We start from the raw sequence: 17,131 nt of genomic DNA, 5'->3' as shown, positions 1-17,131 counted from the left end.
GGAGGTGGATTGCTTGTAGGGGGAATAAAAGCGATAAGGGCAATAGGGGGATTAAGTTCCATGTTTTAGAAGACCACGTGTTAATTAAGGTTAAAGACCCTTGGGGAAAATGGGTTTATGGGAAAGCTTATTTTGGTAAAGAGTACTTACCGCTACTTCATGAGTTAGAAGAGTTGTCTAAAAGAAAGGTAGAGGGTTATGGTGCAGTAATTTTCTTTAAGGAAAAACCAATGATTCACCTTCAAATCCCACTCTGGTTATACTTAAAGTACTTCTCTTCACTAAAACCTAATGGCTATGGTTTGGTTGCTGGTTTTGATTTAAATAGTGATAGGTTGAATGTTGTAATTAACAAGGAGGGTAAAATTATTACTTTCAAAACTTGGTGGTATAGCGAGGTAGTTTCTCACGGTTTTCCTAAAGGGAAAGCAAAAACTTTGAGGTTAAACGCTCTTTCACAAGCCTTTAATTTTCTATTAAGGGTTGGCGTTGATTATGTAGCTTTAGAGGATTTATTTCTAGTTAAGAGGAGGGAGTTTACCAGGAGTAAAAGCGGTAATAGGAAGATAATGCGTTTTGCTAAGAATCATTTGCTAATCCACGGTGTTATTAAATCTTTAAGGTTGGGTTTTAACGTTATTCTGGTTAATCCAAAGGGTACTACAAATTCAGAGGAGCATGAAAAGGTGATGAGGGAGAAGGGTTTTGATAGGCATATTGCATCAGCTTACTTAATAGCATTGAGGGGATTAGAAGTAATTAAAAATAACTAGTAGTTACGTAAAAATGTTACAGACAGCCTTATTTAGTTATTATCTCTTCACTTATATCCATCCCGTCATTAGCCATCATTTCAATTATCTCTTTGCCTATACTTCCTAGCTCTTCCGGATAAATCAACCCGCTTTTCTTTATTCTTCCTTTGATAAATTCTATAGCTGAATAAGACAAGAAACTGCCTGTTACTCTTGACATGGCTGTGAACTTATCCTCTGGTTTTGTTATTTGTGTAAACCTTATTCCACTATTCTGAGAAAACGCCTCTACAACTAACACTACAATATCTCTTAAATTTGATTTATAGCTAGATATAATATTGCTTAAAAATTCATCTGCATAAACTTCACTATTATCTATTTTAAATTTTTTATGGTCTAAAAATCCAAGCTTATTAAGTCCTGCCATAAATTCAATATGGCCGGGCCATCTTAATGTATATTCAACTAAATATTCTAAATTATTAAATGTCTTCAACAAAGATCTTAAGCCATCTGTTGGGAAATATTCTAGTTCACCTACTCCTTTTATGTATATTTTTCCTATTTCACTCTTTAATGGATCAATTTCCACAATTTTCTTATCTGATACAAATCTGGCCCTTCTTCTATATTCATCTATTAAATCCATAGTATTCCAGGTGGCTATTATTCCTAAAGGAGGATCAGGAATTTCTGTAATCCCTCCAACATAAATAACCCCTCTATTAATTTCTCCTAACCTATTTTTTGCATAAGAGATTAACATATTAGATAGGCCTGGAGCAACGCCAGCATCTAATAAAACAGAGAGCTCTTCTTTTTCTGCAATTTTTCCAATATCATAAGGATCTTCTGGGAAAAATGATACATCAACAATGTTTTTTCCTGCTTCAACAATGTTTTTTAATGCATCATGTGCAATGCCGCCCGGAAGGGAAGTAATAGCAAGATCTATATTTGATACAGATGACAATACTTCATTTTTGTTTAATACGTTAACTTTTTTGTAATTTAAGTCAAGTTCTTTTGCAGTATTTTTTAAGTTATATTCGTTGTAATCAAAAAGAGTTATGTTATAACCTTCCCTCTTTAATAAAAAAGCCGCTCTTTTTCCTACATTTCCTATTCCAAAAATACCTATATTAACCATTTACCGACCCTCAGCAGTTCCAACATTCATCAAATGTCAGTCGACCCTCTTATTAACTTCATTGGTCGGCAATTATTATTTATAATAAAATAAGGTTATATTTTAATGTTTGCTTTTGATCTTTCATTTAAATTTAATGGTATATGAGGGTTGTAACCCAATGAATACCTAATTTTTTCTAAAAATTCTTCTAATCTTTTGCTGAAGTATTCAATGCCAGAAACATTTAATGTTTTATTTAATTCCATCCTTATTCTTAGAGCTCTGCTTAAATCAGAAAGCAGTTTAGCTTCATAATCAAGACCGCTATAAGGCCTTCTTATAAACTCTTTTTTCTGATTGTATTGTAATAGTGATGATAATTCTTCTAAGCTGTTTTCCATTGATTCGTTTTCAATTGAATAGGGAATTTTAAGGTAAAGATCCTCTACTTCAATTACAACCTTAATTATAGCTTTATTTATATTCTCCCCCATTCTTATACCCATTTTTAATTAGTCAGACAGAGCCATTAAACTTATTTTTTAGTAGGAATTGGGAATAGGTTTATTATGAAGCTCTCTGCTTTCTTCTTCAAAGTTCTTATAAAAGGGCCCGGACCGGGATTCGAACCCGGGACTTCTCGGTCCACAGCCGAGCGCTCTAACCAGCTGAGCTATCCGGGCCATGAGACCGATTGGGCCCAGGAATTGTATGTGTTAACAAGGTTTATTAAATTGTTTACCATTAATTTAATTAATATATTAAAAAATAAAAAATAATGTTCTAAACCCTTAATTAAATTATATTTATTGGTGGTAAAATTGCAGGAGATAGAGCCTAGAAAAATAGGAGATCATACATGGATTATAGAGAAAAATGGCTGTATGAAGGTACCTTCAATAATTTATTCCGATGATATGTTAATTGAAAAAATGAAACAAGATCTAACATTGAGGCAATCCATGAATGTTGCATGCCTTCAAGGTATACAAAAATACAGTTTGGTTATGCCAGATGGACATCAAGGCTATGGATTTCCTATTGGAGGAGTAGCTGCTATGGCAATTGATGAAAATGGAGTAATAAGTCCTGGTGGAGTTGGATATGATATAAATTGTGGTGTTAGGTTAATAAGAACAAATCTGACTTTGAAAGATGTGATGCCAAAAATTAAAGACCTTGTAAATTTAATTTATGAAAACGTTCCAAGCGGTCTGGGAAGTACTGGAAAGCTTAAGTTAACAAACAATGAATTAAACGATGTATTAAATTATGGAGCAAAGTGGGCCGTTGAGAAAGGTTATGGTTGGGAAAAGGATATTGATTTTATAGAAGAAAGAGGGGCCTGGAAGCTCGCAGATGCAACAAAAGTAAGCAATGCTGCAAGAAAAAGGGGATCTAATGAACTTGGAACTTTAGGAAGTGGCAACCACTTCTTAGAAGTTCAATATGTAGATAAAGTTTTTGATGAAACTCTCGCAAAAGCTTTTGGTATATTTGAAAACCAAGTTACTATAATGATACATACTGGTAGCAGGGGATTAGGACATCAAGTTGCTAGCGATTATTTACAAATAATGGAAAGAGCTATGAAAAGATACAATACAATACCTCCTGATAGAGAACTTGCAAGCATACCGTATAATTCACCAGAGGCGCAAGATTATTCAAGAGCTATGGCATCAGCAGCAAACTATGCATGGGCTAACAGACAAATTATTATGCACTGGACTAGAGAAAGCTTTGCCCATGTATTTCATACAGATCCGGAAAATTTAGAGATGAATTTGGTTTACGATGTTGCTCACAATATAGCAAAAATTGAGGAATACGATATAGATGGTAAAAGGAAAAAAGTAGTAGTTCATAGAAAAGGTGCAACTAGAGCGTTTCCCCCAGGAAGTCCTGAAATTCCTGCTAAATATAGAGACTATGGGCAACCGGTTTTAATACCGGGAAGTATGGGAACTGCAAGCTATATATTAGCAGGAGTAGATACTGGAGTTAAATCATGGTTTACTGCCCCCCACGGAGCAGGTAGGCAACTTAGCAGAACATCTGCAAAAAGGGAGAAGAATTATAAAGAAGTTGTTGAAGATTTAAGTAAAAAAGGTATATACTTAAAGGCAAGTAACATTTCAACAGTAATTGAAGAAATGCCTGAGGCTTATAAAAACGTAGATAATGTTGCAGAAACAGCGGCAGCCGTTAGAATAGCTAAACTAGTTGCTAGAATGAGACCTATAGGAGTAACAAAAGGTTAAAACTCCTCATGTTAATTTATGTGTAGAGTTAATTGAAAATTATTTTTATTTTTAAGTAAAGCTTTATAAACCAGGTCCACCCCTCAAACATTGAAAAGGTGCTAAGGATGGGACATCGTAAGAAGTCAGCAGCACGCCGTGGTAGCTTGGGATTCTATCCTAGGCAGAGGGCAGAAGAATTTGTACCAAGAATTAAGTCGTGGCCAGTATTATCAATCCAAGAACCAAAACTGCTAGGATTTATTGGATATAAAGTAGGAATGACCCACGTATTTATGGTAGAAAATAGGCAAGGTTTGCCGACTTATGGGAAAGAAGTAATGAAGCCTGTAACAGTTGTTGAGGTTCCTCCAGTATACGTTTTAGCTGTTAGAGGATATGCTTTTGATGTAAACAAAGGTCTATATCCATTGACTGAAGCTTGGGGAAAGGTACCTGATAATTTAGAACTTGAAAGAAGATTAAAGACATTGGGCAGCTTTGATAATGAAGGATCTATTAAAGAATTACAAAGTAGCTTAAATGAACTAAAAGAGATAAGGGTTCTTATAGCTTCACAGCCAAAGCTTACAGGAGGTCTAAGTAAGAAGAAACCTGATGTAATTGAAGTCAAGGTTAATACTCCATCAAATGATATGAAAAAAGCTTTAGATTACGCTTTAGGCAAACTTGGTCAACAAGTATCAATAAAAGAAGTTTTCCAAACAGGACAAGTAGTTGATGTCTTAGCTGTTACTAAGGGTAAAGGATGGCAAGGCGTTATTAAGAGAGCAGGAGCGAAGCAATTACCAAGATGGACTAAGCATAGAAAAGGGAGCAGAAAAATAGGAGCTAGAAGCCACGGATTAGGTACATGGTGGGAAAATCCATCACCAGGCCAATTGGGATTCCATAGGAGGACTGAGTATAATAAAAGGATATTAGATATGGGTGATGATGGATTTAAAATAACTCCAGCAGGAGGATTCGTTAATTATGGAGTTGTTAAAAGTTCATACATATTGCTTGATGGTTCAATTCCTGGCACACCTAAGAGGCCAATAGTATTGAGATATCCGATAAGACCACCTGTATGGTACTTAACTATGGGAATTAAGAAACCTCAAATTACCTATATAAGTTTGTCAAGTAAGCAAGGTGTTTAGCCATGGCAACCATAAGCTCTTCAATGATATTTTATTTGTCGCCTAAGGTAATAGTTAATAAATATAATTTGAAAGGAGAAGAAGATGGTCAAATAGAGTTGCCAGATGCATTTAGAATGCCAGTAAGAAGGGATCTAATATTAAGGGCATTCTTAAGTGAATTTACAACATCTGTTCAGCCAAAAGCAAGAGATCCCATGGCTGGAAAGAGAACTACAGCAAGGAGTATAGGAATAGGTCACGGTGTTGCTAGGGTTCCAAGAATAAAAGGAGGCATGAGGGCCGCATTTGCACCCATGGTTAGAAAAGGCAGGGCCGCATTTGCACCCAGATTGGATGAAAAAATACACGAAGAGATAAATAAAAAGGAAAAGAGGCTGGCAATTATGAGCTCACTTTCTGCAACTGCCATATCTGATTTAGTTAAAGAAAGAGGACATGAGTTTGATGCAAAAACTGTACCTATAATTATTAGTTCAGAAGTTTTAAATGGAATTAAAAAAGCAAAGGATGCTAGGGAAATTCTAGATAAAATAGGTATCTATAAAGATATAGAAAGGGCATCAGAAAGGGTAAAAATAAGAGCTGGAAAAGGAAAGATGAGAGGTAGGACTTATAAGGAAGTTAAAAGTTTATTATTTATAGTGGAAGATCATAAATCTCCATTTGCAAAAGCTGTTGCTAACATGCCAGGTGTAGATGTAGTTAGACCAGAAATTGTTAGCGTTACACATTTATCTCCTGGAGGTGTGCCTGGTAGACTTACTGTAATTACTACTGAAGCATTAAATTATTTGAGTAAGAGATTTAGTTTAGGTGATTAGAATGAAGGAAATTATTTTGAAAATAGTTATGAGTGAAAAAGCATCAAGACTAATGGAAGAAAGTAACACACTAACTTTCATTGTTGCAAGAGATGCTAACAAGCAAAAAATTAAAGAGGCAATAGAGAATTTATATAATGTTAAGGTAGAATCCGTTAATACTTTAATAACTCCTAGAGGAGAAAAGAAAGCTATGGTAAAGCTTTCAAAAGAATATAAAGCAGCTGATATAGCAACAAAGTTTGGACTTCTATAAATTTATGTTGATGTAATTTTCTTTTCTTTATTTTCTATAATATCTATAAACTTCTTTGAAATATCCATAAACATCTTAGATGCTTCTAAGTCTGGATAATCTATAAAGAACGCAATGCCGTTATCATTGCTTTCTCTTATCTTAGGATCAATTGGTATTTTTCCTAAAAATTGGATATTATATTCATTAGAAATTTCCTCCGCTGCTCCTTTCCCAAAAATATAATATGTTTTTCCATCATCGCATTTGAAATAGCTCATATTCTCAACAATCCCTATTATAGGCACATTAAGTTTTTGAGCAAAATTTGCTGCTTTCTTTACTACATATTTAGAAATTTCACTTGGTATTGTTACTAGTAGAAATCCTGTTAAATGCGGTATTGTTTGAGCTATAGTTAATTGTTCATCTCCAGTTCCTGGTGGTAAATCTATTAAAAGATATTCTATCCCTTCCCAATCAGTATATGCTAATAGTTGTCTAATGGCTGTAGTCTTTATAGAACCTCTCCAAATAACTGGTGTATCTTCCTGAGGTAGCATTAAACCTACTGAAATTACTTTAACTCCGTGCTTGCTTACAGCTGGAATAATAGAACCATCATCTTTAGCTAACAAACCTTTCGATAAATTTACTCCAAGCATTTTTGGTATACTAGGCCCATGAAAGTCTGCATCTAATATAGCTACATTTTTCCCTAATGAACTAAGGGCTATTGCTAGGTTAGATGTAACGAAGGATTTTCCAACGCCTCCTTTGCTGCTAAGAATCGCAATCTTATATGGAATCTTTTTCATTTTTTCAACTACTTTTTTCTGTTCATCTTGCATTGCTTTCATTCTCTGAGCTTGTTCTTTGTAGTCATAGGCTGCATTTTTTGAAGATTTTTCCTTAAATTCCTCATTTTTAATTCTGAAGCTCAATCTTCACACCAAAAATAATTATAAAAAAGAAAGGAATTATATCCTTATATATAAAAAAGGTTATAATTTTCCAATACTATCGGGTATTCTAATCCTGATAGATTGGAATCCTTCTCCCTTGTTAGCTGCTATGATATCGAATTCTTCTGGCTTTGGTGGATGTTCGTATAGATACTTTAAATTAATGAAGGCATTATATATATGTGGTACATCTTTACCAAGTCTATCATTAAATACTGCAACGTATTCAACTACACCATCTGGATTTATTATTACTGTGCCTCTTCTTGTCATACCGCTTGTTGGATTTAAGAAACCATATGCTGATGAAATTTCTTTCTTAATATCATCAACTAGTGGGAATTTAACTTTGCTAACTCTTGGGCTTGTTTCTACCCAAACCTTGTGTGAATATACGGAATCAGTGCTAACGCCCAATACTTCAGCGTTGTTTTCTTTAAACTTTTCATAATGGGCTTGGAATGCCTCTAAATCGGTAGCGCATACAAATGTAAAGTCTCCTGGATGGAATGTCAATATAACCCATTTTCCTCTATAATCGCTTAGCTTTATCTCTTTAACCTTATTCTCTGCAGGGAAATAAGCCTTAGATTTAAATTCAGGTGCTTGTACTCCAACATCTATCATTTCTTTCACCAACTATATTTAATAAATTTAGTAGTATAAATATCTTTCTACATAAAAATTGTTTTCAACTGCTTTTTATATTTAAAAACTCTGTTATAATGTTCTTTGTTACTTTTAAGGCCATTTTTAAGTCGTAAATATTAACATATTCATTATAAGAATGAGCTAAAAAGAGCTCTCCGGGACCGTAAATAATAGTTGGTATTCCTATTGATCTTAAGTATCTTCCATCGGTTGCACCAGATTCTATATGAAGTTCAGGTTTCTTATTAAGAATCTTTTCTACAGAATTCAATGCTATCTTAGTTATTCTTTCTTCAACTGATGTAAAGTTTGCTTCACTTGTATCAATAGGATATATTTCAGCAATATTGCTAAGTTTATTTTTCAATAAATTCCTAACATTTTCACATTTGCAACCAGGAGGAGTTCTCATATCCAATTCTACTTCACAATAATCTGGAACCATGTTTATCTTACTTCCTCCTCTTATAACTCCAGGGTTAAATGAGATTGATTTAAGCTGTTTTTCAATATCTTCAATTGCAATGTTTATTTTCCTTTCTTTTATAACTGATTCATAAGTTTTTGATGTTTCTTTTATAGCAAACTCTACATCTTTTGGGACAACTATTTTTGAGTTTATTTCATCAATAGTTTCTTTTGCTATTTCTATTGCTTTATACATCTTTAATATAGCATTTTCTCCAAGTATCGGCATGCTTCCATGAGATGGAATTCCTTTAGTTAAAATTTTTGTCTGACAAAGCCCTTTTTCACCTATAGAAACCCTATTATAGCCTGAAGGCTCAGCTATTAATGCTGCATCTCCTTTAATTAAATTTCTTTCAACTAAGCCTTTCATACCAGCATGACCACCAACTTCTTCATCGGCAGAAGCAACAAAAATCAATGAACCTGAGGATTTTTCTATAATAGATGATAGCTGTAATGTAGAGACAAGTATTGTAGCTAAGCCTCCTTTCATATCAGTTGCTCCTCTGCCAAAAATCTTATCGTCAACTATTTTTCCTGAAAAAGGATTGTAAATCCATTTACTTTCATCTCCAGGAGGGACAACATCCATATGCCCATTTAATATAAGAGTTGGTGATCCATTTCCTATTTTAGCAATTATATTTGGCTTGTTTTTCTCAAATTCATATATTTCATATTTTATTCCATAATTATCAAGCAAATCCTTTATATATTCTGCAACATCTTTAGTATAACCAGGAGGGTTTTGGGAGTTAATTTTTATCAAGTCAGAAGTTACCTTTACTACAAAATTTTCTTCCAAATTCACCACCCGCATAAAATTTACTATTTGCTATTATATGTATTTGGATAAAAATTTTTAAACCCTTATAAAACAACTAAGCTTAGGTGGTCAACCTTTGTGGTAAAGGATTTGGTTAGGTATGACTTGCCCCAAGATAGGATTCCTGAGTTTTGGTATAATATATTACCTGATTTGCCTGAAAGGTTACCGGAACCAAGAGATGTGACTGGTAAATCATTTGAAATTTTGAAAACTGTTTTACCTACAAAAGTATTAGAATACGAATTTTCACAAGAAAGGTTGATAAAAATACCAGAAGAACTTTTGGAAAGATATTTACAAGTTGGAAGACCTACACCAATAATAAGGGCAAAGAGGCTAGAAGAAAAGTTTGACAACATGATTAAAATTTATATGAAAATGGAGAGCTATACATATACAGGATCACATAAAATTAACAGCGCACTAGCTCATGTTTATTATGCTAAAAATGATAATGCTAGATTTGTATCAACTGAAACAGGAGCAGGTCAATGGGGATCTGCAGTTTCATTAGCATCTGCTCTATTCAAAATGAAGGCATATGTATTTATGGTTAGGACAAGCTATTATGCAAAGCCTTATAGAAAATATTTAATGATGATGTATGGAGCTGAGGTTAATCCAAGTCCATCCGATTTAACTGATTTTGGAAGGGAATTATTATCAAAAGATCCAAACAATCCAGGCTCTTTAGGTATTGCGATTAGTGAAGCAGTTAAATATGCTATGGATAATGGAGGAAAATATGTTGTAGGAAGCGTAGTAAATTCAGATATAATGTTTAAGACTATAGCAGGCATGGAAGCTAAGGTGCAAATGGAAGAAATAGGCGAAGACCCTGATTACATAATAGGAGTTGTTGGTGGAGGATCAAATTATGCAGCCCTTGCATATCCATTTTTAGGAGAAGAATTAAGGAAGGGAGAGGTAAAAAGAAAATACATAGCATCGGGCTCTACAGAAGTTCCCAAGATGACCCAAGGCATCTACAAATATGATTTTCCTGATACTGCAATGATATTGCCTCAATTAAAAATGTATACCATTGGTAGCAATTTTATACCTCCGCCTATATATGCTGGCGGATTAAGATACCATGCAGTTGCGCCAACCTTAAGCCTACTTATGAGTAAAGGTATAGTTGAAGCAAGAGATTATAGTCAAGAAGAAACATTTAAGTGGGCTAAACTTTTTGCAGAAACAGAAGGTTATATTCCTGCACCAGAAACAGCCCATGCCTTGCCTATTTTAGGAGAAATAGCAGAGAAAGCTAAGAAAAATAGAGAAAAGAAAACAGTATTGATTAGTTTTTCAGGTCATGGTTTGTTAGATTTGGGAAATTATGCAGATGTATTAGGATTTAATAAGAAATAAAAATTATTTTTTAATAAATTTTAATTTAATAAATTTTAAGATAAATTAAGATAAATTAAAAGCGCCACCCTGTAAACCTGCTGATCAGATTTGTCCTCCACATCCAGCCCAACCAGGAGCCAACTAGCACCAGCCCAAGGTTGACCTGCAGCCTCGGGCTGTTGGGAGTGGCAGGCTGAATCGCTCGAGCTTTCGCCCTCGCGACTTACACCCCCACCCCATCAAACCCGTATTTTACGGGAGCCCTCGCTGTCTTCCAGCTTTCGCTGGAAAGGCAGATGGCCGTCTCTTTTCGGGTCAGGGTTCTCGCTTAGATGCTTTCAGCGATAACCCCTTACGGCGTGGCTGCCCGGCGTTGCCCACCAGGACAACCGGTACACTAGAGGCCGCGGCACCCCGTTCCTCTCGTACTAGGGGTACCTCCCCCTCAGACGGCCGACACCTCCTGCGGGTAGAGACCGACCTGTCTCACGACGGTCTGAACCCAGCTCACGTTCCCCTTTAATGGGCGGGCAGCCCCACCCTTGGAAGCTGCTGCACTCCCAGGATGGGAAAAGCCGACATCGATGAAGCAAACCGCGGGGTCGATAGGAGCTCTCGCCCGCGACGACTCTGTTATCCCCGGGGTAACTTTTCCGTCGTGCCCGGCCCCCACCAAGAGGGGCACGAGCGTGCGCTAGGCCACGGTTTCCCGTCTGGATCCCTTGCCATCAAGGATCCAGTCAGGCCGGCTTTTGCCCTTACGCTCTACGGCGGGTTTCTGACCCACCTGAGCCGACCTTTGGGCGCCTGTGTTAATTTTTCGCAGGCGTGCCGCCCCAGCCGAACCGCCCACCTAACGGTGTCCCCTTTCGGGTTAGGCTCTCAAGTAGAGACGGGTGGTGTTTCATTGTCGCCTCATTACTTCCCGAAGGAAGTAACTCATTGGCTCCCACCTACGCTACGCGGCTCTGCTCGAGAGTCAACGTCAGGCTGCGGTGAAGCTCCACGGGGTCTTCTCGCCCTGCAGGAGGTTGCGGGACTATGCACCCGCTCAGCGTGTTCGCGGGGCCCCAGGCCGGGACAGCGGGGACCTCGTTGATCCGTTCATGCGCGTCGGAACTTACCCGACAAGGCATTTGGCTACCTTAAGAGGGTCAGGGTTACCCCCGGCCTTCAGTGGGGCTTCGCCCGGTTGAACCCGGGTTTCACCTACCACCAGTGGCCAGGATTCACCCCCCGTACAAACCCTTTCGGGCTAGCGGGGAGCTATGTTTTTGTTAAACAGTCAGGTCCCCCTTGTTACTGCGACCTGCGATTCCTAGTTTCAGCTAAGAATCGCAGGCACCCCTTATCCCGAAGTTATGGGGCTAGTTTGCCGAGTTCCCTAGCCTAGGTTTACCCCCCTACGCCTTGGGCTCCTCACCCAGGGGCACCTGTGTCGGTTCTCGGTACGGTCGTGGAGGATCCTTCCTAGCTTCCTTTTCAAGGGTCCTGGGGCTCAGCGGAACCCGCTAACGCAGGCCATTCCTTCCTTCAGCCAGTTCTCGCCATTACGGCACTTCCTGGCCTTAAGAAGTTAGCTGGATCGCCTCCTTAAGGAGGCCTCCAGTCCGCCTACCCTAAGACGTCGGAAGCTAGGCCTTGGGTTGCCCCGAAACGTACCCCCACGGCACGGGAATGTTAACCCGTTTCCCTTTCCCGGATGTCGTGTTGCGCATCCAGTTAGGACCGGCTAACCCCCGGCCGACGATCGTTGCCGGGGAACCCTGGCCCTTACGGCGGCGGGGATTCCCACCCCGCTTCGCTGCTACTACCGCCGGGATCAGCACTCGGAATGGCTCCATAGGACCTCACGGCCCTACTTCTGCGCCATCCCGACGCCTGCCTACTATATACCCTCTAAATGAGGGTAATCCAAGGTCTCGGCGGCCGGCTTAAGCCCCGACTAATCTTCAGGGCCCCCTGCCTCGGCGGGTGAGCTGTTACGCACTCCTTAGAGGATGGCTGCTGTTGGGCCCACCTCCCCGCTGTCTTAGGCAAGGGACGCCTTTTCCCTTAGCACTTAGCCGGCACTTAGGGGCCTTAACCTTGGTCCGGGTTGAACCCCTCTCGGCCCTCAGCCTTATGCCGAGGAACCCCACTCCCGCCTTCTTTGGTAGCTGCAGGTTCGGAGTTTGACTGGGCTGCGAGGGCTTTCGCCCTCTGCTCACCCAATCCGTAGCTCTACCCCACAGCTTGCCTCCAGCGGGGCTGTGCTGCGACACACTTCGGCAGGAACCAGCTATCACCGAGCTAGATTGGCCTTTTACCCCTAGGCGGAGGTCATGGGAACGATTTGCACGTCAGAACCCTTTCGGGCCTCCACCGGAGTTTCCTCCGGCTTCGCCCTGCCACCGCCTAGATCGCTCGGTTTCGGGTTTTACGGCCGTGACTACAGGCCCGTTAAGACCTCGCCCCTCGCCAGCTGAGCTGGTTGCGGGCATGTCGGTTTCCCTCTGCCTTCAGGGTTTACCCCTTTAGGCTTGCCACGACCGTAAACTCCCCGGCCCGTGTTTCAAGACGGAAGGTATGACTCCGGTCTGGAATCCTCGTACTCCCTGGTTGCCCAGGTTTCCTTCGGACCCTTCTTCCCTTTAGAGCCATACCCTTTGTAACCGCCTGGTTTCAGGCTCTTTTAACCCCCCGACAAGGGGTTCTTTTCAGCTTTCCCTCACGGTACTAATTACGCTATCGGTCTCGGGTTGTGTTTAGCCTTGGAGGTTGGTGCCCCCCACCTTCCTACGGCAAAACCGAGCCGTAGTACTCTCCTCCATAGCGCAGGCCGGCATGATTTAACCTACGGGGCTATAACCCTCTACGGCTGACCTTTCCAGGTCATTCGGCTATCATGCTTAGGCCTGCCGGGCTTTGAACCCTACTATGGAGGCGGCGACACCTCATCTCCCCATGGTTATCCCATAGGGAATTGGTTTGGGCTACCCCCCTTTCGGTCGCCCCTACTGAGGGGATCTCGATTGATTTCTCTTCCTTCCCCTACTAAGATGTTTCCGTTCGGAGAGTTCCCGTCCCTTACGGGACGCATGGAGCTGTTAACTCCATGCAGGAAGTCCCATTCGGGATCCCTGGGTTCTAAGGCTGCTTGCGCCTCCCCCAGGAATATCGCAGCTTGCCGCGCCCTTCTTCGGCACCCGAGCCAAGCCATCCGCCAGGCGGCGTAGTCGCCGCAGGGCCTAGGGTTGGTAACTAGTTGGTACCCCTGGGCAGGCTGGATGTAGATTTAGACATCCAACCAGCCAGGTGTCTACAGGGTGGCGCTCATTGGAAGTCTAATAGGCTTCCTAACGCCCTTCACTCACAAGGTAATTCTTGTGAGTTGCATTTGGCATAGGGCTTCAATCAACAGGAACTTTCACGTGCTAAGGTGCTTTCCCGCCATTAAGGAGGTGATCCAGCCGCAGGTTCCCCTACGGCTACCTTGTTACGACTTCTCCCTCCTCGAGAGGGGAAGGTTCGACCTCTTCCTTGGAGGAAGGGGCCTCACCTTCCCCTCTCTCGGATGGAGCGACGGGCAGTGTGTACAAGGGGCAGGGACGTATTCACCGCGCGATGATGACGCGCGGTTACTAGGGATTCCAGGTTCATGAGGGCGAGTTGCAGCCCTCAATCCCAACTACGGCGGGGTTTCAGGGATTGCCTTCCCCTTTCGGGGTCGGAACCCGCTGTCCCCGTCATTGTAGCCCGCGTGCAGCCCGGGAGTTTAGGGGCATGCTGACCTGCCGTGGCCCCCTCCTTCCTCCGTCTTAGCGGCGGCAGTCCTCTTAGTGTGCCCCCATAGTCTCCTATGGGATAGCAACTAAGAGCGGGGGTCTCGCTCGTTGCCTGACTTAACAGGACACTTCACAGCACGAGCTGGCGACGGCCGTGCACCTCCCCTCAGCGTGTCAGGCAAGGTCGTTAGCCTGGCCGTCATCCTGCTGTCGCTCCCGGTGGAGGTTCCCGGCGTTGACTCCAATTGAGCCGCAGGCTCCACCCCTTGTGTGCCCCCCCGCCAATTCCTTTAAGTTTCAGCCTTGTGGCCGTACTCCCCAGGCGGCAGGCTTAACGGCTTCCCTGCGGCACTAGATGGGCACTAACGCCCATCTAACACCTAGCCTGCATCGTTTACAGCTGGGACTACCCGGGTATCTAATCCGGTTCGCTCCCCCAGCTTTCGCCCCTCACCGTCGGGCGCGTTCCAGCCGGGCGCCTTCGCCACTGGTGGTCCTCCTAGGATTATCGGATTTCGCCCCTACCCTAGGAGTACCCCCGGCCTTTCCCGCCCCCTAGCCTAGCAGTATCCTCTCCGCTCTCCGGGTTAGGCCCGGAGCTTTCAGAGAGGACTTGCTAGACCGGCTACGGGCGCTTTAGGCCCAGTAATCGTCCTGACCACTCGCGGGGCTGGTATTACCGCGGCGGCTGACACCAGTCTTGCCCCCCGCTTATTCCCTCGCCCCCTTACAGCGAGGAAAAGCTCCCTTAACGGGAGCACTTGGGGTAACCCTGTCACGGTTTCCCGCATTGCAGAGGTTTCGCGCCTGGTGCGCCCCGTAGGGCCTGGACCCTTGTCTCAGGGTCCATCTGGGGGCTCCCCCTCCCAGGGCCCCTACCCGTCGTAGGCTTGGCGGGCCATTACCCCGCCAACTACCATGATGGGCCGTAGCCCCATCCTCGGGCAGATCTTAGGCAGTAACCCCCTAAGATCTCTTTAAGTGAGGAACCGTTCCAGGACTCCTCACCTATCCGGGTTTAGCTCCAGTTTCCCGGAGTTATCCCAGTCCCGAGGGTAGGTTAGCTACGTGTTACTCAGCCGTGCGTCACGCCCTATAGTGATAGGGCGTTCGGCTCCCATGGCTTAGCCTTACCCCAATAGCAGTCAGGTCCGGCAGGATCAACCGGAGTTACGGTCACAAGGGACCGTAGGCGGTAGAGCACCTTAGCTCTTCGTGGTCCCTGTTGACCAAAGCCCTAGTCGGATCAAAGCGGCCCTAAGATACCTTTCTTAGGGTTTGCTTAGACCCCCATTTTTAATTGCTCAGCGGCTCAGTTTCTGCTGAGTCGCGAGTATTCTATTAGTATTCGCAGGGTATATAACACTTACGCTGCGGTATTATTAAATAATCCTATATAACTTCCTCAATAAAATGCACCCGCAGCCTGAGGCTGTATCTTCATCCTGGGAAGCACTTCCCTGTTAGTACAGCGCCGCCGGGCTAAAGGCCGCGGGCTAATTATATTATATTAATCAAAACTATTAAGTTAATTATATTTTAATTATTATACTAGAGTGATTTAATCTTGATATAAATTTTCCACGCAAATTTGAGTATAAAAGTTGTGTAATGTATATTGCAAAAGTATTTTTAAATTTATTATTAAATAAACTAATTTTTGTATAATTTCGCTTTCCTATGAAAGAAGAAATACATGAGGTCATTCTATGCATAAGTTTCCCTATCTTAAGGATCAGTTCTTACATTTTAGTTTAATCGTTTAAGATTTATATAAAATTATTTCTAAGAGCAATCCATCTAGCAAAATGGAATTATTTCCTTTAATACCATATAATTAAATTATGTAATAAGGAATTAAGCCTCTTAAATATATTTTAATAGATTACATGTTGATACATTTTTCAATATAATCCGCGTTAACTAATATCTCAAAAAATGGAGCTGCCTTCATGACAATTCTTATTGGCTCTATTTTAACAAACCTCCCTTCTGATGTAATAACTGGTTCTACATTTATTATGTTATCGTAAAAGTTTATTAAAGGTATATCCAATAAATTTTCTTTTGTTCCTCTAGTAAAATAATAGCCTGTTATTCCATTTACCATCCTTTTTATTAAGCTATTATATTGAGAATTAATAAAAGATTCTCTGCTTGTTAAATCATAAAGTGTTTCTAAACCTTCGACAACTACTATATTTGGCTTAATATTCTCCTCTAATTTATTAACAATATAATAGAGCTCGTCTACAGAATATTTTGTAGGATTAATAGATGCAACACTTATAAGCTCCCCAATTTCCTTATTATTTAAAGATAAGTTTTTGGCGCACATCTCAAATCTATCTTTAACTGTCTTCTCTCCATGTAAATATGATCTATAAATAACCTTGTATTTCTCTGCATGAATTATGCTAGTTCCCAAGGAACTTGATATTATTAAAGGATCAATACTCGGATGAATAACGAATAATGTCTGTGAACCTTTAGGAAATTCTATCTTGTAATCACTATATTTAAATTTTAATTTTATCACGCTTTCTGGATTTGTGGCTGATGGCATTCCTCGAGTACTTTCAGGAATATTTATGACTACAGCATCATCGGGTACTATTATAAATGGTACTTCTCCTACGCTTATCTCATTCCCCCTCATCTTTCTTATTTCCATAAGCCTAATCAATTTTCTTTTTATTATCTTGCTCTTCAGTATTACAACCCCATCAGTTAT

Annotated in this window: 12 protein-coding genes, 1 tRNA gene and 2 rRNA genes; 6 read left to right on the top strand and 9 right to left on the bottom strand. The window is 41.1% G+C overall.

The genetic code is table 11. From position 1 onward, the window contains the following. Window positions 1–773: hypothetical protein (locus RXO53_RS05370; protein WP_410713224.1), on the top strand; the 773-nt coding region annotated here is incomplete at its 5' end. A gap of 28 nt (window positions 774–801) precedes the next feature. Here the strand turns inward: RXO53_RS05370 and RXO53_RS05365 are convergent. The 3 genes from RXO53_RS05365 to RXO53_RS05355 all read right to left on the bottom strand — a co-directional run bounded on the left by RXO53_RS05365 (window position 802) and on the right by RXO53_RS05355 (window position 2,573). Beyond that, the gene (locus tag RXO53_RS05365; RefSeq protein WP_410713223.1) at window positions 802–1,908 is read right to left on the bottom strand and encodes a saccharopine dehydrogenase family protein; all 1,107 of its coding nucleotides are present in this window, start codon (window positions 1,906–1,908) and stop codon (window positions 802–804) included. Window positions 1,909–2,003: 95 nt separating this feature from the next. Further along, a complete protein-coding gene (locus RXO53_RS05360; protein WP_410713222.1) occupies window positions 2,004–2,384 on the bottom strand; it encodes a hypothetical protein in 381 nt (126 codons plus the stop codon). A 115-nt stretch (window positions 2,385–2,499) separates the two neighbouring features. Continuing rightward, window positions 2,500–2,573 (bottom strand) — tRNA-His (locus RXO53_RS05355). A gap of 201 nt (window positions 2,574–2,774) precedes the next feature. On the opposite strand from RXO53_RS05355, the gene RXO53_RS05350 reads away from it, so the two are divergent. From RXO53_RS05350 to RXO53_RS05335, 4 genes are all read left to right on the top strand, one after another. Further along, window positions 2,775–4,154, top strand: coding sequence for an RtcB family protein (locus RXO53_RS05350; RefSeq protein ID WP_410713226.1), 1,380 nt, complete (start codon window positions 2,775–2,777; stop codon window positions 4,152–4,154). 107 nt (window positions 4,155–4,261) lie between these two features. Further along, the gene (locus RXO53_RS05345) at window positions 4,262–5,299 is read left to right on the top strand and encodes a 50S ribosomal protein L3 (RefSeq protein ID WP_410713221.1); all 1,038 of its coding nucleotides are present in this window, start codon (window positions 4,262–4,264) and stop codon (window positions 5,297–5,299) included. 2 nt (window positions 5,300–5,301) lie between these two features. Continuing rightward, window positions 5,302–6,123: a 50S ribosomal protein L4 gene (rpl4p, locus tag RXO53_RS05340; protein WP_410713220.1), complete on the top strand. Its 822-nt coding sequence runs from the start codon at window positions 5,302–5,304 to the stop codon at window positions 6,121–6,123. Window position 6,124: 1 nt separating this feature from the next. Further along, window positions 6,125–6,379, top strand: a complete 255-nt coding sequence (locus RXO53_RS05335) for a 50S ribosomal protein L23 (protein ID WP_410713219.1) — start codon at window positions 6,125–6,127, stop codon at window positions 6,377–6,379. Window positions 6,380–6,381: 2 nt separating this feature from the next. Here RXO53_RS05335 and RXO53_RS05330 read toward each other — a convergent pair whose 3' ends face one another. The 3 genes from RXO53_RS05330 to RXO53_RS05320 all read right to left on the bottom strand — a co-directional run bounded on the left by RXO53_RS05330 (window position 6,382) and on the right by RXO53_RS05320 (window position 9,250). Continuing rightward, the gene (locus RXO53_RS05330) at window positions 6,382–7,302 is read right to left on the bottom strand and encodes an Mrp/NBP35 family ATP-binding protein (protein ID WP_410713218.1); all 921 of its coding nucleotides are present in this window, start codon (window positions 7,300–7,302) and stop codon (window positions 6,382–6,384) included. 60 nt (window positions 7,303–7,362) lie between these two features. Then, window positions 7,363–7,950, bottom strand: coding sequence for a peroxiredoxin (locus RXO53_RS05325; protein ID WP_410713217.1), 588 nt, complete (start codon window positions 7,948–7,950; stop codon window positions 7,363–7,365). 64 nt (window positions 7,951–8,014) lie between these two features. Continuing rightward, window positions 8,015–9,250, bottom strand: coding sequence for a M20 family metallopeptidase (locus RXO53_RS05320; protein WP_410713216.1), 1,236 nt, complete (start codon window positions 9,248–9,250; stop codon window positions 8,015–8,017). Window positions 9,251–9,361: 111 nt separating this feature from the next. On the opposite strand from RXO53_RS05320, the gene RXO53_RS05315 reads away from it, so the two are divergent. Beyond that, the gene (locus RXO53_RS05315; RefSeq protein ID WP_410713225.1) at window positions 9,362–10,648 is read left to right on the top strand and encodes a TrpB-like pyridoxal phosphate-dependent enzyme; all 1,287 of its coding nucleotides are present in this window, start codon (window positions 9,362–9,364) and stop codon (window positions 10,646–10,648) included. A 141-nt stretch (window positions 10,649–10,789) separates the two neighbouring features. Here RXO53_RS05315 and RXO53_RS05310 read toward each other — a convergent pair. From RXO53_RS05310 to RXO53_RS05300, 3 genes are all read right to left on the bottom strand, one after another. Continuing rightward, window positions 10,790–13,861: ribosomal RNA gene (locus tag RXO53_RS05310) — 23S ribosomal RNA — on the bottom strand. Between the two features lie 207 nt (window positions 13,862–14,068). Next, window positions 14,069–15,568: ribosomal RNA gene (locus RXO53_RS05305) — 16S ribosomal RNA — on the bottom strand. The 16S and 23S rRNA genes sit together here, the layout of an rRNA operon. Window positions 15,569–16,282: 714 nt before the next feature. After that, window positions 16,283–17,131: ATPase domain-containing protein (locus RXO53_RS05300; protein ID WP_410713215.1), on the bottom strand; the 849-nt coding region annotated here is incomplete at its 5' end.

Origin of the sequence: Caldisphaera sp. (genome assembly GCF_046536515.1) — an archaeon.
Lineage (GTDB): Archaea > Thermoproteota > Thermoprotei_A > Sulfolobales > Acidilobaceae > Caldisphaera.
The sequence above is the reverse complement of the archived record's forward strand: the minus strand, read 5'-3'. Positions and strand labels throughout refer to the sequence as shown.